Origin of the sequence: Microbulbifer sp. JSM ZJ756, assembly GCF_044383805.1 — a bacterium.
GTDB classification, from domain to species: domain Bacteria; phylum Pseudomonadota; class Gammaproteobacteria; order Pseudomonadales; family Cellvibrionaceae; genus Microbulbifer; species Microbulbifer zhoushanensis.
The window spans coordinates 36129-58500 of the sequence record NZ_JBISER010000010.1 but is presented as its reverse complement, the minus strand read 5'-3'; the positions used below and the strand labels follow the sequence as shown (position 1 = coordinate 58500).

Below are 22372 nucleotides of genomic sequence, written 5' to 3'. Positions count from 1 at the left end.
ACGGCGGATTTCCCCGCAGCTTTCAGTGCACCGGTGACTTGAAATCCCCCGGCTTCAGTGCCAGCAGGGAACAGCTGATTTTCTGCAGGATGTTTTCCGCCGTATTGCCCATGATAAAACCGGGGATGCCTGTGCGGGCTACGGTACCCATCACCAGCAGGTCGAATTTTTTCTCCTCCACCAGCAACGGGATAAAACGCGCCGGATTGGCGATGGTGTGATGTATTTCCATCGGGCCACCGATCCCGGCCGCACGGATCAGTACATCCAGCTTGGCACGGTGTTTGGCGCCGGCCTGTTCCACCACCCGGTCTATCTCCGCATCCGGCAGGTCAAGCGGGAAGTTCTGGCGCAAGTAAGCATCCACATCGTAATCCCAGCACGAAACGATATGTAAGGTGCCCTCCCAGGAATCGGCCAGTGCGCGTGACAGCCGCAGCAGGCGGATGGCCAGGTCATAGGCATGCCCCTGCTCGCACTCCGGGTCTATTGCCACCAGTACCCGGATATCGCTGCGACCGTGGTGTACCGGCCGGCACAACCAGACCGGGCAGGGACATTTGCGCAGTAACTCCATGTCCATGGCCTTGAAACCCTTGCGCTGGCTGCGCCCCTCGACATTCTTGATCACCATGTCGAAGTCTTCATCTATCACCCGGTGGATCACCCGCTCGGCCGGCGTGCTGCCGCACTCTACCTGCAGGGAAACGGGGAGGTCGTCAGCAGCCAGGCCCTCATCCGCCAGCACCGAATCCAGGGAGGATTTCACGCGGGCCGCCAGGCCGTCCCCATAAGCGTCGGCATAGTCACCGAACGCCTCCGGCAGCGCCGGACACACCGCCATGATATGTAGCTCCGCACCACTACTCCTGACGAGACTGACGGCCTGGTGGAGCCCTTCATTGGGCTCGTCGACCGCGTGGCTTACAAATAGCACTTTATGAAGATTCTGCATATTGGAGAACCAGAAGATCAGAAAACTGAATAAATACGCATGAGCGCCGGATTCTTGCCCGACGCCACAATTCCCGGTGCCACAATTAAAGGGCCGGGCGGCCGGATTTCCCAGCCGTATCGGACAGTATGGAGGCGGTTGCGCGGTGGCGCGCGCCAGCGGCATCAAACAGGGGAGACAGCAGCGACATGGATCCAGCCTATGGCACGTGACCAGTACCTGCGTGCGCACCTGATGGGGATCAACACCCATGAGGAACCGATTGTGTTCATGCGCGATGACTGCGCTATCTGCCGGGCTGAGGGGTTCACGGCCAATACGCGCCTGCAGGTACGAACGGCCGGTCGCAACCTGATTGCCACCCTCCATACCGTCAGTGCCGAAGTGCTGCCGGGAGGCGTCATCGGCTTCTCTGACGGCGCCTGGGAGTTCCTCGGGCTTACCCCCGGACAGGAGGTCGAGGTCCGCCATGCGCCCCTGGTCCACTCACTCAGTGCCCTGCGCAAGAAAATTTATGGCAACGAACTGAACGCGACGGAAATCAGTGGCATCATTCGTGACATCAGTAACCGGTTGTATTCCGATATCGAAATTGCCGCCTTCCTCACCGCATGCGCCACCGGTGGTGTGAGCCGGCGGGAAACCAGCGCCCTCACCAACGCCATGGTCCGCAGCGGAAACCGCCTGCAGTGGCCGGAATTCCCACGCATTTTCGACAAACACTGTATCGGCGGACTGCCCGGTAACCGCACCACCCCGATCGTGATTTCCATCGCCAGTGCCGCCGGCCTGGTAATTCCCAAGACCTCTTCCCACGCCATTACCTCGCCCGCCGGCACCGCGGACACCATGGCCGTGCTGACCGAAGTGGACCTGTCCCTGCGACAGCTGCAGCAGGTAGTCATTGATACCGGGGCCTGCCTGGCCGCGGGTGGACGGGTTGGCCTGAGCCCGACTGACGACATCCTGATCCGGATAGAGCGGGCACTGAACCTGGACAGCGAGGGACAGCTGGTGGCATCGGTGCTGTCCAAGAAAGTGGCCGCCGGTTCCACCCACGTGCTGATTGATATGCCCGTGGGGCCAACGGTCAAGCTGCGTGACCAGGAGCAGGCTCAACGCCTTTCCCTACTTTTCTCCGAAGTGGCCGAAGACCTGGGCCTGCATCTCCGTTGCATCATCACCGACGGCACCCAGCCAATTGGCTATGGTATTGGCCCGGTGGAGGAAGCGCGGGATGTGCTGGCGGTGCTACACAACCGGGCAGAGGCGCCAGGGGACCTGGTGGACCGCTCGGTATTGCTGGCCTCCCGACTGCTGGCCATGGCTACTGGCGATGACGACCAGGGCTGCGAATTGCGAGCCCGCGAGCTACTGGAATCCGGCCGGGCACTGCGGCAATTTGAGCGGATCTGCGCCGCCCAGGGTGGAATGAAAGAGTTTCGTGAGGCCCGCCACCGGGCCCCGCTCAGGGCCGGGCGCTCGGGGGTACTGGCAGCGATGGATAACAGGCGCCTCGCGCAGCTGGCGAAACTTGCCGGGGCCCCGTCCTCCCCGGCGGCAGGGCTGCGGCTGCACGTAAAGATCGGCGAGCCCGTAACCGAAGGCCAACCCATGGCCACTTTGCTCGCCGACTCTCCCGGGGAACTGGCTTACGCGCAGGAATACTACCGCCGTAACCACAAACTGTTTTACGTCGCGGAGGTCGCGGAGGTCGCGGAGAAGGGAGCATGAAACCACTGCTATTCGCACTCGAGGAAGGACTGCCGCTCGCAGCCCCGCTGTGCGCACAACTGGGCACGGAACCAGCTCAACTGGCACGACGGCGCTTTCCCGACGGTGAAACCTACCTGCGGGTGGACACGCCGCCAAAGAACCGCGACTGCATCATCCTCGCCAACCTGTGTGACCCGGACCCCGGTTACCTGGCACTGGTTTTCCTCGCCGCCACGCTCCGTGAACTGGGCGCGGCAACGATCGGCCTAGTGGCGCCCTACCTCAGCTACATGCGGCAGGACCGGCGATTCCGGGAGGGCGAGGCCATCACCTCAAGAGTTTTTGCCCGGGAAATTTCCGCCCGGGTGGATTGGCTGGTTACTGTGGATCCTCACCTGCACCGCTATGACCACCTCGACGAAATCTATTCCATCCCGGCATTCGCCCTCTCGGCCGTCAGTACGATCGGCGACTGGGTGCAGCAACAGGAGTCCTCTTATTTACTGGTGGGTCCGGACAGTGAGAGCCGCCAGTGGGTCAGCACACTGGCCGGGCAGACCGGGCTGCCGTTTGTCGTTTGTGAAAAGACCCGGACCGGTGATCGCGCGGTATCAGTGGAGGTACCCGACGTATCAGGTTACCGCAACCGGCCGGCGCTGCTGGTGGACGATGTCATCTCCAGTGGCCACACATTGATGGAAACGGCCGCGGCATTGCAGCACGCCGGCATCGACCAGATCCACTGCGCCGCGGTACATGGGATTTTTGCCGGTGACTGCGAAGCGCAGCTGCAGGCAAGCGGGATACACCAGCTGTACACCAGCAACAGCATCCCGGGCCCCCACTGCACTTTCGACCTGGCCCCAGTAATCGCCGGGCCGCTGCACGAACTGCTGGCCGGGTCACATCCCGCTACCGGCCGTAACCGGGAGTCGAACCCATGAACCTGCTTTTTCTCGGTGCCACCCAGACGGTCACCGGTTCCAAATTCCTGGTGGAGCACGGCAACACCCGTCTGCTGGTCGACTGCGGCCTGTTCCAGGGCTACAAGTGGCTGCGGCAGCGGAACTGGCAGCCACCGGCCTTCGATATCCATGGCCTGGACGGCATCCTGCTCACCCATGCGCACCTGGACCACTCGGGCTATATCCCGCGACTGTACCAGCTCGGTTACCGCGGCCCGGTGTTCTGCCATCCGGCCACCGTGGACCTGTGCAGCATCCTGTTACCGGACGCCGGGCATATCCAGGAGGAAGATGCCCGTTTCTATGCCCGCCACCGGCTCGGCAAGCATGCCCACCCGGAGCCCCTCTACGATGGCGAGACCGCCGAGCGCAGCCTGGAGCTGTTCCAGCCGATCGCATTCGGCGAGTCGGTGCGCATTGGAGAGATCACTGCCAGGCTGCAGAGCGCCGGCCATATCCTCGGCGCCGGCAGCGGCATCCTCGAGGCCGGCGGCAAGCGGGTGGGCTTTTCCGGCGATGTGGGCCGGCCCGACGATGTCCTGATGTACCCGCCCGATCCCCTGCCGGCCCTGGACCTGCTGTTGCTGGAATCCACCTACGGCGACCGCCGCCACCCGGACCTGGACATACAGGAGGAGCTCAACCGGGTGGTGAATGAGGTTGTGGGTCGCGGGGGAGTGCTGGTGATTCCCAGCTTTGCCGTGGGTCGGGCGCAGACACTGCAACATATGCTGGTCCGGGCGATGGAGGCCGGTGATATCCCGCGCCTGCCGATCTTTCTCGACAGCCCCATGGCCATCGATGCCTCCCATATCTATAACCGCTACCCGGAACTGCACCGGCTGACGAAGGCCGAGTGCCGGCGCATGAGCGAGGGAGTCACCTACACCCGCGAAATCGAGGAATCCAAGGCACTGGATAATATCCAGTATCCCCACATCATCATTGCCGGCAGCGGCATGGCCTCCGGTGGCCGGGTACTGCACCACCTCAAGCGCCTGCTGCCCAACCATCGCACCACGGTCCTGTTTGCCGGTTACCAGGCGGGCGGTACACGGGGTGCCCGGCTGATGGCCGGCAGCAGTACGGTAAAGATTCACGGGGAATACATTCCCTGCCGGGCGCAGGTGGAAATGCTAGAGGGACTATCGGCACATGCTGACTACCGGGACCTGGGTCGCTGGCTCCACTCCTCACAGCTGCAACCAGGCACCGCCATCCAGCTGGTGCACGGGGAGCCGGATGCCGCCGACTGCCTGCGCCTCTACCTGCAGGATCACACCCGCTTCGAGGTGGAAGTGGCACAGTATCGCCAGATCCTGCGCCTGTAACCCCGGGGCCCTCAGATCTTCAGGACTTCCTTCACAAAGGGAATGGTGATTTTGCGCTTGGCCATCAGCGAGGCCCGGTCCAGCTGTTCCAGGCAGGCAAACAGGGCACCGGTGTGGCGTGGTGCCCGGTGCAGGATATACAACGCCACATCTTCCGGGAGGTCAAAGCCACGCCGGCGGCTGCGCTGGCGCAGGGCCGCCAGCTTGTCATTGTCGTTCAGGGGCTGCAGCTGGAAGGTAAGCCCCCACTGGAGCCTTGAGGCCAGGTCAGCCAGTTCCAGCTCAAGGCCACGGGGCGAGCGCCGTGCCCCCAGCAGCATCTGGCCGCCGGCATCGCGCACCCGGTTGAACAGGTGAAACAGCGCCGTCTGCCACTGCGGTTGCCCTTCCAGCAGGTGCATACCGTCAATACACAGCAGCTCCACTTCCTCCAGGCCATCGAGGATGACGGCAGGATCCATCGGCAGGAGTTCCCCCAGCGGCAGGTACTGGAAACTCCGGCCGCTGTCCTCAGCACTCTGGCAGGCGGACTGCAACAGGTGGCTGACACCGGAGCCCTCTTCACCCCAGAGGTAAATCAACTGCTCCGGCAGGCTGCCGGCGGCAAAGCCCTGCAGGGCGGCCACAACCTGGCGGTTGGGATCCTCCGGCGACAGGTAAAAATTGTCGAAGGTGGCGTCATCGCGCAGCGATACCCCCAGGGGCAGCTGCTGCGGCACACCGCTTTGCTTGTTCATCTCACTGCCAGCGATAACGCAGGGGATTCTCCGCGCTGCCCGCGGGCGCGCGATAGCCATTGAGGTCGATCGGGTCCTGTTCCGCCTCGGCCCGCAGTTTGCGGTTCAGTGCCAGGGCATCGCGCAGGTTCCGCATGGGCACGCCGGTACTGAGGGCGAAACGCATACGGTCGCCATCCACCTGCAGCAGGTCTGCCCGGCTGACCTGGGCCAGGCCCCGAAGGTAAGCCGAGGCCTCGTTGTAATCCGCAAACGTGGACACGCCCACCAGCTCCAGGACCACGGAGCTGGATTCACCACCGCCGGCGTCCGGGCGCACCGCGTAGCGCTGGGCCAGCAGGTTGGCGGCCTCATTGACCCCCTGCTGGGCCACGGTTTCCAGGGAATCCCCGGTGGCGTCAAAAGCATAGCTGCGGCCGCCGTGGATCAGCAGCCAGTTGCCCTGCCAACGCCCCTGGGACAGCTGCAGCACGCGCCCCATCAGGCTCGCATCGGGCTGGTAACGCGCCGCGGCACTTTTAGCCGCCCGCTCGTCCTGGGCCCAGAGATTGCCCAGCGGCATGGCGCGCCGGTCAGTACTGTCGAGTGCGGGGAATTCCAGCGGCAGGCCGCGGGCGATAGCGGCGGCATCCAGGGCGGAAAAGACTTCCGGCGACTCGGTCTCGCTCAGATAGCTGCGTCCCTCCCCGAGGGTGTCCACAGCCAGCCACACCAGCGTGCCGGGACGGTTATTGGGCCACATGGGCAGCTGCAGTTCGTGCACCTTGGCCGCCACCGCCTGGGGATCGAAGGTCAGCTGCACGTACAGCTCGTCCTCCTCGGTGACATAGCGGTAACCCTGCATAAAGGACTGCGCCTCCCGCAGTACCGGGCTCAACACGCCGCTACCGGCAATTGAGGGCTCGCCGGTAACCCGCACGAAAACCTGCTCGAGGCCACGGCTGGCCGCGGCCGCACGGTCACTCGCACTGCGGCTGGGAACGGGCTCCGCCACCTCGTAAAGGTCTGCAATCACCCGAGCCTGCGCCGGCAACATCGTTAGGCACAGGGCAAGGGCCAGCAACTTCGCTGCTGTTGCCACACCGCGCCGGACCAGCATCTGCATCTCTCAAACTCCCCCAAACCACTTATTCGGTTGACCGGCCAGCGCGCTCTACCGGGCCCGGGAAAGGGGCGCCGGCACGGCTGCGGGCCGGAATCGATCCCGGGTCAAACCGGGCCAGAGGGGCTATTGTATCAGTGTCGGTTTTTTCTCCCAGCCCCGAGTTCGCACATTTGGGCGAAATTCCTCTAGAATACGCGCCCTTCGAAAGCCCATTGCAGGAAGAATCATGAGCGATTCCAAGCCCCAATCCCTCAGTTATAAAGATGCCGGTGTCGACATCGACGCGGGCAACGCCCTGGTCGACCGCATCAAGCATGTCGCCAAGCGGACCCAGCGCCCGGAAGTGATGGGCGGCCTGGGCGGTTTCGGGGCGCTGTGTGAGCTGCCCAAGGGCTATAAGGAGCCGGTACTGGTATCGGGCACCGACGGTGTAGGCACCAAGCTGCGCCTGGCGATGGACCTGGGGATTCACGACACCATCGGCATCGACCTGGTGGCCATGTGCGTGAACGACCTGGTGGTAGCCGGTGCCGAGCCCCTGCTGTTCCTGGATTACTACGCCACCGGCAAGCTGAATGTGGATATCGCGGCCGAGGTTGTCAATGGCATCGGCCGTGGCTGTGAGCTGGCCGGCTGTGCCCTGGTGGGCGGTGAGACCGCAGAGATGCCCGGGATGTACGAAGGCGACGACTACGACCTGGCAGGCTTCTGCGTGGGTGTGGTGGAGAAGTCCGGCATCATCGATGGCAGCAAAGTGGCTGCCGGCGACAAGCTGATCGGCCTGGCCTCCAGCGGCCCCCACTCCAACGGCTACTCCCTGGTGCGCAAGGTGCTGGAAGTCAGCGGCGCCGACCTGCAGCAGGACATGGGCGGGGTGACGCTGGCCGAGGCGCTGATGGCCCCGACCCGAATTTACGTCAAGAACCTCCTCGAGCTGATCGCTAAATCGCAGGTGAACGCCCTGAGCCACATCACCGGCGGCGGTTTGCTGGAAAACCTGCCGCGCGTGCTGCCGGAAGGCACCTGCGCCCACATCGATACCAACAGCTGGGAAATGCCCCCGGTATTCGAGTGGCTGCGCAAAAACGGCAATATCGACCGCCGCGAGATGTACCGCACATTCAACTGCGGTGTGGGCATGGTGGTCTGTGTCCCCGCCGACCGGGCCGACGAGGCCCTGGGGATCCTGCGCCAGTCGGGCGAGGAAGCCTTCATTATTGGCAGCATCGAATCCGCCTCCGGTGACGAGGCCGTGGAACTCTCGGGGCTCTAATGACGCAGAAGGCTCCGATGGCGCGGGAGAAATGTCGGGTGGCCGTGCTGATTTCCGGCAGCGGCACCAACCTGCAGGCCCTGATCGACGCGGCGGCAACGACCGATGCCAGCTTTGAGCTGTGCGCGGTGATCAGTAACAAGGCGGAGGCCTATGGCCTGACCCGCGCCCGCGAGGCGGGCATTCCCGCGGCGGTGGTCAACCACCGGGACTATAAAGACCGGGAATCATTCGATCGCGCCCTGATCGACAGTATCGACAGTTATGGCGCCGAGCTGGTGGTGCTGGCCGGGTTCATGCGTATCCTCACCCCGGCGTTTGTCCGCCATTACAGCGGCCGCCTGCTGAATATCCACCCTTCCCTCCTGCCCAAGTACCAGGGCCTGCACACCCACCAGCGGGCTCTGGACGCCGGCGACGCCGAACACGGGGTTACCGTGCACTTTGTCACCGAGGAACTGGACGGCGGCCCACCCATCGTACAGGCGGTGATTCCCGTCGAGTCCGGTGATACCGCGCAGAGCCTGGCCCAACGGGTACAGGCTCAGGAGCATGTTATCTACCCGCTCGCAGTAAGCTGGTTTGCCGAAGGGCGCCTGCGCATGGTCGGTGACCATTCGGAACTCGATGGCGAACGCCTGCCCCCCACAGGAAACGTGGTCAGGACCTGAGCGATTGCGTGCCCGGGACTCTCCCGGGCACTTTTTGCAGCCGGCAGCGGTCAAAGCTATCGTAGGGCCCAGGCACCGGCAGGCAAGGTTTTGCCCACCGGATATGCCCCGCCCCAGCGAACGCCACCAGGAAAAGGGAGATCGCCGTGCCCGTTCGACAGTTTGTACTTTTTCTCGTTTTCAGCTGCCAGGCCCTGGCCGCCAGCGCCCAGGGCCTGGAGCCCTTCTCCGCCACCTACTCTGCCAGTTACAACGGCATCAAGGTAGAAGCCAGGCGCGAGCTCTCCGGCGCCGGAGACAACTGGCGGCTGGATTTCCGGGCGGATTCTTTCCTCGCCGACATCCGCGAGCACTCCCGCTTTTCCCTGGCCGATGCCAGCATTACCCCCCGGCACTATGAGTACCGTCGTACCGGACTCGGGCGCAATCGCCACACATCCCTGAATTTTGAAAACGGCCGGGTCGTCAATGTGTCAAAGCCGGACCGCACGCTCGAGAATGTCCCGAAGGATATCCACGACAAAATCAGTTACCAGCTGCAGCTGGCACTGGATGTGGCTGCCGGCAAGGAAGATCTCGTCTATCAGGTAGCCGATGGCAAGCGAGTGCGCACATATCGTTTTGCCGTTGCCGGTACCGAGAAGCTGCAGACGCCACTGGGTCCCGTGGACACGGTCAAGGTGGAACGCGTGCGCGAAGAAGGTGCAGATCGCACGACTTATATCTGGTTCGCCCCGGAGTGGAATCACGCGCTGGTTAAACTGATGCAGGAAGAAGATGGCGAAACCTACCAGATTTCCTTGACCAAATTTTCCACCCATAGAGACTCTTCCCGCCAACAATAAAAAAGTTTCGAACAACTCGTAAAAATAAAGAAAAAGTGGCGCGAAATGATAGATTTTTCGCCTCTTTGTCTTTATAAAGTCGCCCGCCTCCCCTGAAACAATATTCTGGCACTGCTAGAATTTTCGGGTCAGGGAATCAATTGCAAACCCGGGAACCTGAACAGGGTTCTCCATCGCGCGCCGGAAACTGCCACGCAGTCGTCGCGTGATGCATTTGTGATCCGCGATTTAAAAACAGAGTGGGACCTCATGAAAAAGAAACTTCTGCGTCGTGCAGTTCTGGCTGCAGCAATCAGCACCGCTTCCAGCGGTACCATGGCTGCGGGTTTTTACCTGCAGGAGACCAACCCTTCTGGCCTTGGCCGCGCGTTCGCGGCGGAAAACACCATCGGTGACAATGCCGCCATCCTGAACCGCAACCCGGCCGGTTCTGCTCTGTTTGACCGGATTTCACTGTCCGCGGGCGTCACCTACGTCAACCCGGAAATTGACGCCGCCGGTGAGGTCGACTTTTCCGTTGTAGGCACCAACCCGGTTACCGGCCAGCCGGTGCCGCTCGCCCAGGTAGGCCCGTTCCGCGACACTGCCAGCGACTACGCCAGCGATGCTTTTGTCCCCGACTTCGCCCTGGCAGTTCCTTTTGATGACTGCTGGTCTTTCGGCCTGGGCATGTTTACCGACTACGGCCTGGAAACCGACTTCGACCCGGACTGGCTGGTGACCCATATTGCCGATAAAACTGAACTGCTGACGGTTAATATTGCACCCTCGGTGGCGTACAACTTCAACGACCAGTTCAGTATCGGCCTTGCAGTAAACTTCCTCTACGCCGACGCCACCCTGAAAACCAAGGTGCCGCGCAACCTGAGCCAGCAGACCGGGCTCTTCCTGCCCGACGGGTCCGGTATCCCCGAACTGACCATCCTCGACCTCGAGGGTGACGACTGGGATGTGGGCTGGTCCCTGGGCGCCCTGTGGCAGATCAATGAACAATCCCGCTTCGGTATCTCCTATCACTCCGAGCTGGACCCGGAGCTGGAAGGTGATGTCAATTCCCAGGCCCTGCCCAACAATATGGGTGGTATCGGCCTGCGGAATGCATCCGCCAACCTGACCCTGGACCTGCCCGACACCCTGGAGCTGGGTTTCTACCATCGCTTCAACAGCCAGTGGGGCCTGGCGCTGGGTGCCATGTGGACCGACTGGGATGACTTCGAACGCCTTGAGGGCTTCATCCCCGGCCAGAAGTTCGGCGTGGACCCCGAGCCCTACAATCCGCTGCTGATCAAGGAAGAGAACTTCGAGAGTGGCATGCGTTACAGCATCGCCGGCGAATACTACCCGTGTGAGGAAGTCACCTGGCGCATCGGCTACGCCTACGACGAGGGCGCTGCACGCGACGGCCTGTTTGACGAGGAAACCGCCAGCTTTGGCCGCCCGATCACCTGGCGCACCCTGTCCATCCCGGACACCGATCGCCAGTGGGTGACTTTCGGCGGCACTTACAAGTTCAGCGACCAGTTGTCGGTTGACGGCGGCTTTGCCTACCTGTGGGGTGACGACGAAACCATCCAGGAAGGCAGCGTGATCCCGACCGATTCACTGGTCGGCCCGGGTACAGCCCTGGTTACTTACTTCGATGGCGGCACCACCAATATCGAAGCCTGGCTGGCTGGTGTTTCTGTAAACTACAACTTCTGATCCCCCGATCGGAAGCCAGCATAAGGGCCGGACAGCGATGTCCGGCCCTTTTTGGTTTTGTTGCCAGCGATATTCCCACCTTCCCTCCGGCACACAATGCCCCATCAGCGGGCAGCGCCCCCCGCTTCCGCACTACCTTAAGGCTTGCGGCCGCAACGCAGTACACCGGGACCATATCATCGCGATGCATTGCAACGATTGCCGCACGCGGCATTGTCACAACCAGCAGCATCCCCGGAACACATGAAATCCCGTGCTCCCGCGCCCATATAACAACCTGGGGCCAGCCTCAGGAGCCTGTCCCAGCCCATCTTCAACATGCAGTGGCCGCAGCCTTGGCACGATCTGTGCAATTTGCTTCGGTGAAGAATGAATTTTGCTGCCCTGGCCACACCAATCAATGCCCCCTGATTTTTGCGGTGTGAACTGAAAGGCAACACCCGGCAAGACACCGGAATTCGGGAGTATAGGAAACAGGGGCAACAACAACTGAACACTGACGGCAGGCACAAGCCTGCCAGCTGCCGAGCAAAGACGCTCATTGACCCGTGCCAAAGGCACCGATCAATGAGCGTTTTTTTTTGGCCCGGAAAAGTACAGGAAACCCGCACAGGAGAAAGCCAGATGAACTGGAACAAATCATTCGGGGCATGGGCAGTCGCCGCCATGCTAGTGGCCACAATAGCAATGGGCACGGCACCCGCCCGGGCGGAAAAGCTCGGCTACCCGGAAAAAGAGGAGCTGACGTTTGGCTTTATCAAGCTGACCGACATGGCGCCAATTGCCGTCGCCTATGAAAAGGGTTTCTTCGAGGATGAGGGCCTTTACGTCACCATCGAGGCGCAGGCCAACTGGAAGGTGCTACTCGACGGCGTGATTGATGGCCGGCTGGATGGTGCCCATATGCTGGCGGGCCAGCCGATTGCCGCCACCATGGGCTTTGGCACCCGGGCCGACATCATCACCCCTTTCTCGATGGACCTGAATGGCAACGGCATTACCGTCTCGAACGAAATCTGGGAACAGATGAAACCCAATATTCCCAAGCGGGAAGATGGCTTGCCCGTGCACCCGATCAAGTCGGATGCCCTGAAGCCGGTGGTTGAGGCTTACAAGGACGACGGCAAACCATTCAACATGGGCATGGTTTTCCCGGTTTCCACCCACAATTATGAACTGCGTTACTGGCTTGCCGCCGGCGGCATCCACCCGGGCTTTTATGCCCCGCACAAGGGGGATATCTCGGGCCAGATCAATGCGGATGCCCTGCTGTCAGTGACGCCCCCGCCGCAAATGCCCGCCACGCTCGAGTCCGGCACCATCTACGGCTACTGCGTCGGTGAACCCTGGAACCAGCAGGCGGTATTCAAGGGCATTGGTGTGCCGGTGGTTACCGACTACGAGATCTGGAAGGACAATCCGGAAAAGGTCTTCGGTATCACCAGGGAGTTTGCGGAAAAATACCCCAACACCACAATCCGCCTGACCCGCGCGCTGATTCGAGCGGCTATGTGGCTGGACGAAAACAACAATGCCAACCGCACGGAAGCGGTGGAGATCCTCTCGAAATCCCACTATGTGGGAGCCGACTATGAAGTAATTGCCAACAGCATGACCGGCACCTTCGAGTACGAGAAAGGGGACAAGCGCTCAGTGCCGGACTTCAATGTTTTCTTCCGCTACAACGCCACCTACCCCTATTACTCGGATGCCATCTGGTACCTGACCCAGATGCGGCGCTGGGGCCAGATCCCGGAAGACAAGAGTGATGACTGGTACAAGGATCTTGCACAAAAGGTATACCGCCCGGACATCTATGAGGCCGCCGCGAAATCACTGATCGCAGAAGGCCTGGCCAAGGCGGACCAGTTCCCGGATTTTGACACCGAGGACGGCTTCCGCGAGCCCCAGACCCACTTTATCGACGGGATTGTATACAACGGCAGGACACCCAATGCCTATATCGACAAGTTTCCCATCGGCCTGAAAAGTGGCGAGAAACTCTGAAAGTAAACCGTGGAATTGCCGGGCGGCCATGGACGCCGCCCTGAAAAGTGATGCAAACGAGATAACGCACTATGACTAGCAGCACCTTGACTTCCGGCAAGATATTAAACTGGCGCCTGCCCCGGGCCGATGGAGGACTGCTCCTGCGCACCGCGGCCCTGCTCGCCCTGCCTGCAACCGGGATACTGGTTTTTCTCCTGCTGTGGTCGGTGAGCGCCCGCAATATCGATACATCACTGGGGACTTTCCCGGGACCGGTGGCGGTCTGGGAGCAGTTCGGCGCCCTCTACAGTGAGCACCAGCGCTCCCGGGAGAAAGAGGCCGCCTTTTATGAGCGGCAACGGGAGCGTAATGCCAGGCGGGTCGCCGAGGATCCGGGCTACGAACCGAAAATACGGGATTACACTGGCAAGGAAACCTTTATCGACCAGATCCGCACCAGCCTGGTCACGGTCATGAGCGGTTTCCTGCTCGCGGCACTGATTGCCGTTCCCCTGGGTATCGCCATCGGGCTCAGCCCCGCACTCAATGCCGCCTGTAACCCGATTATCCAGGTATTCAAGCCGGTCTCCCCACTGGCATGGTTACCCCTGGTGACCATGGTTGTGAGCGCCCTGTACGCCACCCCGGACCCGATGATCGCCAAGTCATTTATCAACTCCATGATCACGGTAACGCTTTGCTGCCTCTGGCCGATGGTGATCAACACGGCTGTGGGTGTCGCCTCGATTGATCGCGACCTGTTAAACGTCAGCAAGGTCCTGCGCCTGCCGGCGCTGAAGCATGTACGACGTATCGTGTTGCCAGCTTCGGTGCCAATGATATTCACCGGCATGCGCCTGTCCCTGGGCGTCGCCTGGATGGTACTGATTGCGGCCGAAATGCTCGCCCAGAATCCCGGGCTGGGCAAGTTCGTCTGGGACGAGTTCCAGAACGGCAGCTCCGACTCGCTGGCCCGCATTATGGCCGCAGTGCTCGTGATCGGCTTTATTGGCTTCCTGCTTGACCGTTGCATGCTGCAGTTACAGCGGTTCTTTTCCTGGGACAAGGAAATAACCACCCACTGAATGAAACAATGCCGCCGGACAAACTCGCCGGCCTACATTTGCCAGCAACACTGAACGAGGTTTCCATGAACACGCTTCTCGATATCAGCCAGGTAGGTATGCAGTTCCCCACGCCTAATGGTCCGTTCACGGCCCTGCGGGATATCAACCTGAAAATCCGCCAGGGCGAGTTCGTCTCCCTGATCGGCCACTCCGGCTGCGGCAAGTCCACGGTTCTCAATATTGTCGCCGGGCTGCACCAGGCAAGCTCCGGCGGGGTGATTCTGGATGGACGTGAGGTCACTGAGCCCGGCCCCGAGCGGGCGGTGGTATTCCAGAATCACTCCCTGCTGCCCTGGTTGACCGCCTACGAGAATGTCGAGCTGGCAGTGAGCCAGGTATTCGGCAGGAAGATGTCCCGCAGCGCAATACGGGAATGGATCGATCACAATCTCGAGCTGGTACACATGGCCCATGCTGCGCACAAACGGCCCGGGGAAATCTCCGGGGGTATGAAACAGCGAGTGGGTATTGCCCGCGCACTGGCCATGCAACCCAAGGTCCTGCTGATGGATGAACCTTTTGGTGCGCTGGATGCACTCACCCGCGCACACATGCAGGATTCCCTGATGGAGATCCAGGCGGACCTGAAAAACACCGTCATCATGATTACCCACGACGTCGATGAAGCTGTGCTGCTATCAGATCGGATTGTGATGATGACCAACGGTCCCGCGGCCACCATCGGCGAAGTGCTGGATGTAGAGCTCGAGCGCCCCCGCCATCGATTGGACCTGGCGGGCGACAGCCACTACAACCACTATCGTGCCCGCGTACTGAAATTCCTGCACGAAAGACATGACAAAGTCGGTGCTGACCCGGCTCTGGGCCGAGCCGCTGTAGCACCCGGCGAATCAGCGCGGGCTTGCACCCGCGATACCGGGGAGGTGGTCGACGCAGCCTGACCTGGTTCTCATTTTAGAAAGAAACCCTTTACCCACGGGGTTCATAACTTCCCTACCCTTCCGCCATTGCCTGTAATCGGTGACGATGCCCGGCTTGTGCCTGGAATAAAAAGATTTACCGAGAAAACCTGGAGACAAAAAATGACACAGATGAATGGACCCATCCGAATCACTCGCCGGGGCCTGCTGGCAGTTGCCGTGGCAACGGCATATTCCCACAACGCCTTCGCCCAGGACGCACCGCTGGAACAGCCCCCCGCGGTGACGAACTTTGCCCAGGCATTGCAACAGGGGGATGCCACCGTGAACTTCCGGGCCCGCAGTGAAACCGTGGACATTGAAGGCAGTGACTCTGTCGACCTGCTGAGCCTGAAGACGCGACTGACCCTGTCCTCGGCAGAATACCAGGGCTTCAGCGTGCTGCTGGAAATGGATGACGTGACCCATGTAACCGAGTTTGAAGGAGGGATTGCGGACCCCGAAGGTACCGAGGTCAACCGGTATATGCTCGCTTACTCAAAAGGAAGCACGACCCTCAAGTATGGTCGACAGCGCATACTGCTGGACAACCAGCGCTTTGTCGGGGGGGTGGGCTTTCGCCAGAATGAGCAGACCTACGATGGCTTCAGCCTGAGCAACACCAGCCTGGAAGATACAACTGTCTTCCTCGCCCATATCGACAACGTCAACCGGATCTTCGGCGAGGACAGCCCGCTCGGCGATCATGAGAACGATACCTACCTGTTCAATGCCCGTTACGAAGGGTTTTCCGTGGGTGCCCTGTCCGCCTATGCCTACCTGATCGACAACGAGACGGCCCCACTTTTTTCCACCGACACCTACGGCCTGCGCTTTGCCGGTGCCGCCGGCAACCTGGGCTACCAGCTGGAATATGCCACCCAGACCGAGGCCGGCGACAGCCCTGCCTCATATTCCGCAGACTACGTATTGGTTGACGCTGGCTACAAGCTGGGCCCCGTCAGGCTTGCCGCGGGATATGAGCTCCTGGGTGCGGATGGCAGCGACGGCCAGTTTATTACCCCGCTGGCGACGCTGCACAAGTTCCAGGGCTGGAACGATAAATTCCTCGGCGGCGGTACCGGCAATATTCCCGGTGGTATCGAGGACACCTATCTTTCAGTGGGGACGACACTCGCCGGAGTCAAACTTGCAGTGAATTATCATCAGCTGGGTTCAGATGACCCGGACGTGTCCGGCATGGATAAGCTTGGCAGCGAGTACGGCTTCCTGGTCGCCGGCAAGCTCGGCGTGGTGGGCATGAGCCTCAAGTACAGCCAGTACCAGGCCGATGAGTTCAGTGTGGATACGGACAAGCTGTGGCTGACGGCCCAGGCCGAGTTCTGAAGGCCCGCACACTGGCGAATTGGCACCGAATCATCGCCAACACAAAAAAGCCCGGCGTTGCCGGGCTTTCTATTACGGGTTATTCACGTCGCTAGAACTGCTCGCGGCAGCGCCCTGAGCAAGCCTTTGTTCAGGCTCCGGCCCGGCTATCTGACCGCCATGGATGGCGGGAATGCAGGTTTTGCATGGAGCAAAAACCTGCACTGGCCGGTCGAATAATCAAGCAGCGAGCAGTGCTCGCTATGCGCTTGATTATTCCCAACCGCACTGGCGGTCTTGGTTTTGCTCTTCCAGGTACGCCATCAGCGGCTGGAAGTAATCGATGATGGCCGAGGAGTCCAGCTCGCGCTGGCCGGTCAGGGCTTCCATCGCATCCGGCCACGGCTTGCTGGCACCCATTGCAAGCATATTGCGGAGTTTCTCACCGGCGGCCGCGTTGTTGTAAATCGAGCAGCGATGCAGTGGTCCCTCGTGGCCCGCCGCCTCACACAGGGCGCGGTGGAACTGGAACTGCTGGATACGAGCCAGGAAGTAACGCGCATAGGGCGTGTTGCCCGGGATATGGTACTTGGCGCCCGGATCAAAATTGGCCTCGCTGCGGCTTACCGGCGGCTGGATGCCCTGGTAATCCTCGCGCAATTCCCACCAGGCCTTATTGTAATCGCTGGGGTCCACCTCACCGCTGAACACCTGCCAGCGCCACTTGTCCACCAGCAGCCCGAACGGCAGGAAGGCGATCTTGTCCAGTGCCTGGCGCATCAGGAAGCCGATATCCTTGCTCTCGTCCGGCACCTCGTCCATCAGGCCAATCTGTTTCAGGTACTTTGGCGTGATGGAAAGCGCAATGGCATCACCCACCGCCTCGTGGAAACCATCATTGGCACCCTCCTGGTACAGGAACGGCTGGTCGTTGTAGATACGCTGGTAAAAGTTGTGGCCCAGTTCGTGATGGATGGTAATGAAGTCATCCGCGGTCTTCTGGATACACATCTTGATACGGATGTCGTCCTTGTTATCCAGGTTCCAGGCACTGGCATGGCAGACGACGTCGCGATCACGGGGCTTGGTGAACTGGGAACGCTCCCAGAAAGTTTCCGGCAGTGGCTTGAAGCCCAGCGAGGTAAAGAACCGCTCGCCGACCTTGACCATTTCCTTTTCATCCATGCCGGAATCAACCACCAGCTGGGTCAGGTCGTAGGGGGCCTGCATATCCTCGTCCTTGACCACGTCATAGACGTTGCCCCACTCCTGCGCCCACATATTGCCCAGCAGGTGCGCCGGGATCTTGCCGTTGGGCGGCACCACGTCGTCGCCGTAGCGCTCGTTCAGCCTGGCCCGTACATGGCAGTGCAGGGCTTCATACAGGGGCTTTACCTTGCTCCACTGTGCATCCATGTCCGCGGAAAAAGCATCCGCCTCCATGTCGTACTTGGAGCGCCACATCTCACTCAGGTCCTTGTAGCCCAGCTCCCGGGCACCGGCATTGGCGATCTCCACCTGGCGCTCGTAGAGCGGCTTCATGGGCGGCGCTACCTTGCGCCAGCCAACCCAGAGCTCCTTCAGCAGGTCCGGATCGCGGCTCTCCGCCATCAGGCGGCCCATCTCAGTGAGGCCGTAGCATTTTTCCTTGTCGCCCTCGCCGGAGCAGTACTTGCCGGAGCCATACATGCCCTGCAGCTTGGAGCCGATCTGGGCCAGCTCGGCGGTCAATTCCGGATCCTGCGGCGCTGGCAGTACCAGGCCCTGCTTGAGCATGGTGAGCTGGCGACGGGTTTCAGGGTCGAGCTCCAGGTCATCGAAGCGGGCTGCCTCGTTAGCCAGCTCGACCGCCAGGGAGGTAAAGCGCTCCGAGGCCAGCGCCTCGGTGTACTGGGAATCCACGTTAATGTAGGTGGCTGCAAGCCAGGATGCGTGTGCGCCTTCCTCCGCCATCTTGGCCAGGCGCTGCTGTGCCTGCTCGAGGAAGGCCTTGGCATCCTCGGCGGTCACCGGGCCATTGGCGGACTCGCCGGTACCGGTTTGGGTGGCGGACTCAGCTGTCCCGGCGCCGGCACTCTCTGCGGCCACATTCGCCATAGCACTGTCTGTCGCGGCATCTTCAGGCTCTGCCTGGCGGTTGTCACAGCCAGCCAATACCACCGCCACAGCGGCGGCCAGGGCAATCTTTTTCATCAGCTCCCTCTCTGCTTTTCAGTTATATTTGACGACGTTTTATAGCATAAGCGCGACACCGGGCGGGCTGCAGCCGCCATAACGAGCGCACATCGGCATGAAATTCCCCCAACACGGCATAGAAACAACAAAAATCCTGTGAATCCGGGATTCAGCGTCAACATCGGGAGTCGGTGCCCGGTCGGGCGAAAACAAAAGGAGGGGGCAGAAATGGAGGCAGCCCAACCAGCAACACCCTCGGCACATGACGTCACTGCTACCGTTGCTCCCTTCCGGGCCTGGCGGAGTTCACAGCTGTTCATTGCGAGGGGACCGGAAGGGCCGCCACTGCAAGCTTCGACAATGCTTCACTGCCGAAGAGGGCGCGATTATAGAGACTCACAGGCGCGAGTTCCACCCCCCTATTCAGGTTATACTGTGCACCGCAGTAAACCCGGAAGTTTCAACGCCTGAGGAACCTCATGCACCTCTTTGTCGACAACCTGATCAACATCGATTTCAGCTACCTGGACCATCACCGTGGCCTGGTGGGCGAGACCTGGCTGGCAAACGCCGCGCTGGACGGCGCACTGGATGAACAGGGCATGGTGTGTGACTTCGGTGTCGTCAAGAAGACCCTGCGCCACTGGCTGGACGAGGAGCTGGACCACCGCCTGCTGGTCCCGACCGGCTCACCCCACCTGGTGCTCGAAGAGAACGGTGACCGCGTCTCGGTGGACTGGCGGCTCGACAGTGGCAGGCATATCAAGGTCAGCGGGCCCCGCCAGGCCTTCGCCCTGGTCGAGGCAGACATTATCGATATGGACAGTGTGGCAGCCTGGAGTGTTGCCCAGCTGGCCAGCGCCTTCCCCACCAGCGTGGAGCAGTTGAAGCTGTCCTTCAGCTGTGAAGAGATCAACGATGCTTTCTACCACTACAGCCACGGCCTGAAAAAGCACGGCGGCAATTGCCAGCGCATTGCCCACGGCCATCGCTCCCGTATCCAGGTGTTCGTCAACGGCGAGCGCAGTGCCCGCTGGGAAGAGAAGTGGGCCGAACGCTGGCGGGACATCTACCTGGGCACGCGGGAAGACCTGGTTCCGGATGGCAATGGCGACCCGCTGAACTTCGCCTATCGCGCACAACAGGGAGAGTTTGCACTGGAAATCCCTGCTGACTGCTGCGAGCTGGTCGACTGCGACACCACGGTGGAGCAGCTGGCCATGTATATCGCCAACACCATTGCCGCCGACGAACCCGGGCACGAGGTGCGTGTGCGGGCCTTCGAGGGACTGGGCAAGGGCGCGGTGGCGAGCGCCCGCCGCTGACACGCCCAGTATCCTTCCCCTGCCGCGAAGCCAGAGACTGCCCGCCGTGAACCTGATCCTCCTGCACCCGGAAGACTTTATCTCCCCGGAGCGCGCCCGGCTCCGTGACCGCCGCGCCGGGCATATCCGCACCGTCCACCGCGCAGCCCCCGGGGAGCAGCTGCGTGTAGGCCTGCTGAATGGCCACATCGGCACCGCAGAAGTGACGGCACTGGATGACGAACAGGTCGAACTGGAGGTCTCCTTCAGTGATGCCCGGCAACCACCCTCAGCGCTGCCCCTGAAGCTGGTACTGGCGCTCCCGCGCCCGAAAATGCTCAAGCGCATCATCCAGCACGCCACGGCGATGGGCGCCAAGGAAATCTACCTGGTTAACGCCTACCGGGTGGAGAAGTCCTACTGGCAGACCCCGTGGCTGGAAGCGGAGAAACTGCGGGAACAGTGCCTGCTGGGGCTGGAACAGGCCGTGGATACGGTGATGCCCCGCATCGAGCTGCGCAAGCGCTTCAAGCCGTTTGTGGAGGATGAACTTCCGGGCATCATCGCCGGCACCGAGGCCCTGGTGGCCCACCCGGTATCCGCCGGGCCCTGCCCCGTCGATGTGCAACACCCGGTGACCCTGGCAGTGGGGCCCGAGGGCGGATTCATCCCGTATGAAGTGGAAAAACTGCAGCAGCAGGGATTTGCCCCCGTCCACCTGGGCCCGCGCATATTGCGGGTTGAGACCGCCCTGCCGGTACTGCTGTCAAGGCTGTACCCCGGTCGCTGAGGACCAGCCCGCCCCTCGAAAACCTCACGATCCTCCCCTGTGCTCCCGTTTTTCCCGATTTCCGGACATAAAAAAGCCGCGTAAAAACGCGGCACTAAACTGGTGGTTTGAGCCACCGGGTCTCACAGAGTGGGGGCATACCCTGCCCCCGGGGAGAAACTCCCTAAGCTGCCGGAAAGTGCCCGGCAGCATCACAAGCAACGTCAGTTCGCGTTAACTCTTGCGGTGCGGGGCTCAGGCCGCCGCACCTTCCGCCGCTGCATCTTTCTGCAGCGCCAGTTTCGGGTCCACATACTCGTAGCCCAGCACATCGGCAACCGCCTGGTAGGTAACCATGCCGGCGTGGACGTTGAGGCCCTCCAGCAGGTTGGCGTCGTCCAGCAGTGCCTGCTTGGCGCCCTTGTTGGCCAGCGCCACAGCGTACGGCAGGGTGGCGTTGTTCAGGGCCATGGTGGAGGTGCGCGCAACGCCGCCCGGCATGTTGGCCACGCAGTAGTGCACCACACCGTCGACAACGTAGGTCGGCTCCTGGTGGGTGGTCGCCTTGGAGGTTTCGAAGCAACCGCCCTGGTCGATGGCCACGTCCACAACCACGGCACCTTTCTTCATGCGGCTGATCATGTCGCGGGTCAGCAGCTTGGGGGCAGCGGCACCCGGGATCAGTACTGCTCCGACAACCATGTCCGCTTCCAGCGCATGCTGCTCGATCGCGTCGTTGGTGGAGTACTCGGTGCGCACGGCGCCGCCGAAGATATCGTCCAGCTGGCGCAGGCGCGGCAGGGAGCGGTCCAGGATAGTGACGTCAGCACCCATACCCAGCGCCATCTTGGCCGCGTTGGTGCCCACGACACCACCGCCGATGATCAGCACCTTGGCCGGGGCAACACCGGGCACACCGCCCAGCAGTACACCCAGGCCGCCCTGGGCTTTTTCCAGGTGGTGGGCGCCACACTGTACTGACATGCGACCGGCAACCTCGGACATCGGCGCCAGCAGCGGCAGGCCGCCGGTGCGGTCGGTGACGGTCTCGTAGGCGATGCAGGTGGCACCGGACTTCACCAGCAGCTCGGTCTGCTTGGGATCCGGGGCCAGGTGCAGGTAGGTGTACAGCAGCTGGCCGGGGCGCAGCATTTCGCACTCGTGCGGCTGCGGCTCTTTGACCTTGACGATCATGTCGGCGCTGGCGAAGATCTCTTCCGGCGTGTCGATGATCTTGGCACCAGCCTGCTCGTACATCTCGTCAGTAAAGCCGATGGCAGAACCACCATCTTTCTGCACGATCACCTCGTGACCGTGGCTGATGAGTTCACGAACACTCGCCGGCGTCAGGCCAATGCGGTATTCGTGGTTCTTAATCTCTTTCGGTACACCGATCAACATTGTTATCTCTCCCAGTGTTCTGGCTGATGCGCCGGTTTTAGTCAGGTGACGGGTTCAGCACC

Annotated in this window: 18 protein-coding genes and 1 other RNA gene; 13 read left to right on the top strand and 6 right to left on the bottom strand. The window is 61.5% G+C overall.

Annotated features, from left to right (window positions below):
• Window positions 1–22: 22 nt before the first annotated feature.
• On the bottom strand, window positions 23–955 hold the full coding sequence (locus tag ACH6CX_RS15640) for a universal stress protein (protein ID WP_233005792.1): 933 nt from the start codon (window positions 953–955) through the stop codon (window positions 23–25).
• A 201-nt stretch (window positions 956–1156) separates the two neighbouring features.
• On the opposite strand from ACH6CX_RS15640, the gene ACH6CX_RS15635 reads away from it, so the two are divergent.
• The 3 genes from ACH6CX_RS15635 to ACH6CX_RS15625 are packed head-to-tail and all read left to right on the top strand — an operon-like array spanning window position 1157 to window position 4967.
• A complete protein-coding gene (locus tag ACH6CX_RS15635) occupies window positions 1157–2689 on the top strand; it encodes a thymidine phosphorylase family protein (RefSeq protein WP_396675837.1) in 1533 nt (510 codons plus the stop codon).
• Window positions 2686–3615: a ribose-phosphate diphosphokinase gene (locus ACH6CX_RS15630; RefSeq protein WP_396675835.1), complete on the top strand. Its 930-nt coding sequence runs from the start codon at window positions 2686–2688 to the stop codon at window positions 3613–3615. Before ACH6CX_RS15635 ends, ACH6CX_RS15630 begins: the two co-directional genes overlap by 4 nt.
• Window positions 3612–4967 carry an MBL fold metallo-hydrolase RNA specificity domain-containing protein gene (locus ACH6CX_RS15625; RefSeq protein ID WP_233005795.1) on the top strand — a complete coding sequence of 452 codons (1356 nt, stop codon included), beginning with the start codon at window positions 3612–3614 and terminating at the stop codon, window positions 4965–4967. Before ACH6CX_RS15630 ends, ACH6CX_RS15625 begins: the two co-directional genes overlap by 4 nt.
• 11 nt (window positions 4968–4978) lie before the next feature.
• On the opposite strand, the gene hda is transcribed toward ACH6CX_RS15625, so the two are convergent.
• Both hda and ACH6CX_RS15615 read right to left on the bottom strand, forming a co-directional pair.
• Entirely contained in the window at window positions 4979–5704 is a 726-nt protein-coding gene (gene hda, locus ACH6CX_RS15620; protein WP_334079186.1) for a DnaA regulatory inactivator Hda, read from the bottom strand.
• 1 nt (window position 5705) lies between these two features.
• Window positions 5706–6809, bottom strand: a complete 1104-nt coding sequence (locus ACH6CX_RS15615; protein ID WP_233005797.1) for a DUF2066 domain-containing protein — start codon at window positions 6807–6809, stop codon at window positions 5706–5708.
• Between the two features lie 226 nt (window positions 6810–7035).
• On the opposite strand from ACH6CX_RS15615, the gene purM reads away from it, so the two are divergent.
• From purM to ACH6CX_RS15575, 8 genes are all read left to right on the top strand, one after another.
• Entirely contained in the window at window positions 7036–8082 is a 1047-nt protein-coding gene (gene purM, locus ACH6CX_RS15610) for a phosphoribosylformylglycinamidine cyclo-ligase (RefSeq protein WP_233005798.1), read from the top strand.
• Window positions 8082–8753 (top strand): phosphoribosylglycinamide formyltransferase, encoded by a 672-nt coding sequence (gene purN / locus ACH6CX_RS15605; protein ID WP_396675832.1) that lies wholly within the window; start codon window positions 8082–8084, stop codon window positions 8751–8753. The genes purM and purN overlap by 1 nt, the downstream gene beginning before the upstream one ends.
• A gap of 146 nt (window positions 8754–8899) precedes the next feature.
• The gene (locus tag ACH6CX_RS15600; protein ID WP_237064339.1) at window positions 8900–9598 is read left to right on the top strand and encodes a DUF3108 domain-containing protein; all 699 of its coding nucleotides are present in this window, start codon (window positions 8900–8902) and stop codon (window positions 9596–9598) included.
• Between the two features lie 249 nt (window positions 9599–9847).
• On the top strand, window positions 9848–11299 hold the full coding sequence (locus ACH6CX_RS15595; RefSeq protein ID WP_233005801.1) for an OmpP1/FadL family transporter: 1452 nt from the start codon (window positions 9848–9850) through the stop codon (window positions 11297–11299).
• A 687-nt stretch (window positions 11300–11986) separates the two neighbouring features.
• Window positions 11987–13306, top strand: a complete 1320-nt coding sequence (locus ACH6CX_RS15590) for a CmpA/NrtA family ABC transporter substrate-binding protein (RefSeq protein ID WP_237064365.1) — start codon at window positions 11987–11989, stop codon at window positions 13304–13306.
• A 71-nt stretch (window positions 13307–13377) separates the two neighbouring features.
• Window positions 13378–14373 (top strand): ABC transporter permease, encoded by a 996-nt coding sequence (locus ACH6CX_RS15585; protein ID WP_233005802.1) that lies wholly within the window; start codon window positions 13378–13380, stop codon window positions 14371–14373.
• Window positions 14374–14438: 65 nt separating this feature from the next.
• Entirely contained in the window at window positions 14439–15317 is an 879-nt protein-coding gene (locus ACH6CX_RS15580; protein ID WP_233005803.1) for an ABC transporter ATP-binding protein, read from the top strand.
• Between the two features lie 141 nt (window positions 15318–15458).
• A complete protein-coding gene (locus ACH6CX_RS15575; RefSeq protein WP_237064341.1) occupies window positions 15459–16682 on the top strand; it encodes an alginate export family protein in 1224 nt (407 codons plus the stop codon).
• A 252-nt stretch (window positions 16683–16934) separates the two neighbouring features.
• Here ACH6CX_RS15575 and ACH6CX_RS15570 read toward each other — a convergent pair whose 3' ends face one another.
• Entirely contained in the window at window positions 16935–18854 is a 1920-nt protein-coding gene (locus ACH6CX_RS15570; protein WP_237064342.1) for a M2 family metallopeptidase, read from the bottom strand.
• 220 nt (window positions 18855–19074) lie between these two features.
• Window positions 19075–19172, bottom strand: an RNA gene (ffs, locus tag ACH6CX_RS15565) — signal recognition particle sRNA small type.
• Between the two features lie 143 nt (window positions 19173–19315).
• On the opposite strand from ffs, the gene ACH6CX_RS15560 reads away from it, so the two are divergent.
• A complete protein-coding gene (locus tag ACH6CX_RS15560; RefSeq protein WP_237064343.1) occupies window positions 19316–20161 on the top strand; it encodes a 6-carboxytetrahydropterin synthase in 846 nt (281 codons plus the stop codon).
• Between the two features lie 46 nt (window positions 20162–20207).
• Window positions 20208–20930 (top strand): 16S rRNA (uracil(1498)-N(3))-methyltransferase, encoded by a 723-nt coding sequence (locus ACH6CX_RS15555; protein WP_334079181.1) that lies wholly within the window; start codon window positions 20208–20210, stop codon window positions 20928–20930.
• 234 nt (window positions 20931–21164) lie between these two features.
• Here the strand turns inward: ACH6CX_RS15555 and ald are convergent, their stop codons facing one another.
• Window positions 21165–22310, bottom strand: a complete 1146-nt coding sequence (gene ald / locus ACH6CX_RS15550) for an alanine dehydrogenase (RefSeq protein WP_233005808.1) — start codon at window positions 22308–22310, stop codon at window positions 21165–21167.
• Window positions 22311–22372: the final 62 nt, after the last annotated feature.

Excerpts from the sequence above, each read along its gene's own strand:
- ACH6CX_RS15575 (WP_237064341.1), top strand. The coding sequence starts at position 15,459 with ATGACACAGATGAATGGACCCATCCGAATCACTCGCCGGGGCCTGCTG.
- ACH6CX_RS15580 (WP_233005803.1), top strand. The coding sequence starts at position 14,439 with ATGAACACGCTTCTCGATATCAGCCAGGTAGGTATGCAGTTCCCCACG.
- ACH6CX_RS15625 (WP_233005795.1), top strand. The coding sequence starts at position 3,612 with ATGAACCTGCTTTTTCTCGGTGCCACCCAGACGGTCACCGGTTCCAAA.
- ACH6CX_RS15590 (WP_237064365.1), top strand. The coding sequence starts at position 11,987 with ATGGGCACGGCACCCGCCCGGGCGGAAAAGCTCGGCTACCCGGAAAAA.
- ACH6CX_RS15585 (WP_233005802.1), top strand. The coding sequence starts at position 13,378 with ATGACTAGCAGCACCTTGACTTCCGGCAAGATATTAAACTGGCGCCTG.
- ACH6CX_RS15560 (WP_237064343.1), top strand. The coding sequence starts at position 19,316 with ATGCACCTCTTTGTCGACAACCTGATCAACATCGATTTCAGCTACCTG.
- hda (WP_334079186.1), bottom strand. The coding sequence starts at position 5,704 with ATGAACAAGCAAAGCGGTGTGCCGCAGCAGCTGCCCCTGGGGGTATCG.
- ACH6CX_RS15635 (WP_396675837.1), top strand. The coding sequence starts at position 1,157 with ATGGCACGTGACCAGTACCTGCGTGCGCACCTGATGGGGATCAACACC.
- ACH6CX_RS15630 (WP_396675835.1), top strand. The coding sequence starts at position 2,686 with ATGAAACCACTGCTATTCGCACTCGAGGAAGGACTGCCGCTCGCAGCC.
- purN (WP_396675832.1), top strand. The coding sequence starts at position 8,082 with ATGACGCAGAAGGCTCCGATGGCGCGGGAGAAATGTCGGGTGGCCGTG.
- ACH6CX_RS15595 (WP_233005801.1), top strand. The coding sequence starts at position 9,848 with ATGAAAAAGAAACTTCTGCGTCGTGCAGTTCTGGCTGCAGCAATCAGC.
- ACH6CX_RS15570 (WP_237064342.1), bottom strand. The coding sequence starts at position 18,854 with ATGAAAAAGATTGCCCTGGCCGCCGCTGTGGCGGTGGTATTGGCTGGC.
- ACH6CX_RS15640 (WP_233005792.1), bottom strand. The coding sequence starts at position 955 with ATGCAGAATCTTCATAAAGTGCTATTTGTAAGCCACGCGGTCGACGAG.
- purM (WP_233005798.1), top strand. The coding sequence starts at position 7,036 with ATGAGCGATTCCAAGCCCCAATCCCTCAGTTATAAAGATGCCGGTGTC.
- ACH6CX_RS15615 (WP_233005797.1), bottom strand. The coding sequence starts at position 6,809 with ATGCAGATGCTGGTCCGGCGCGGTGTGGCAACAGCAGCGAAGTTGCTG.
- ald (WP_233005808.1), bottom strand. The coding sequence starts at position 22,310 with ATGTTGATCGGTGTACCGAAAGAGATTAAGAACCACGAATACCGCATT.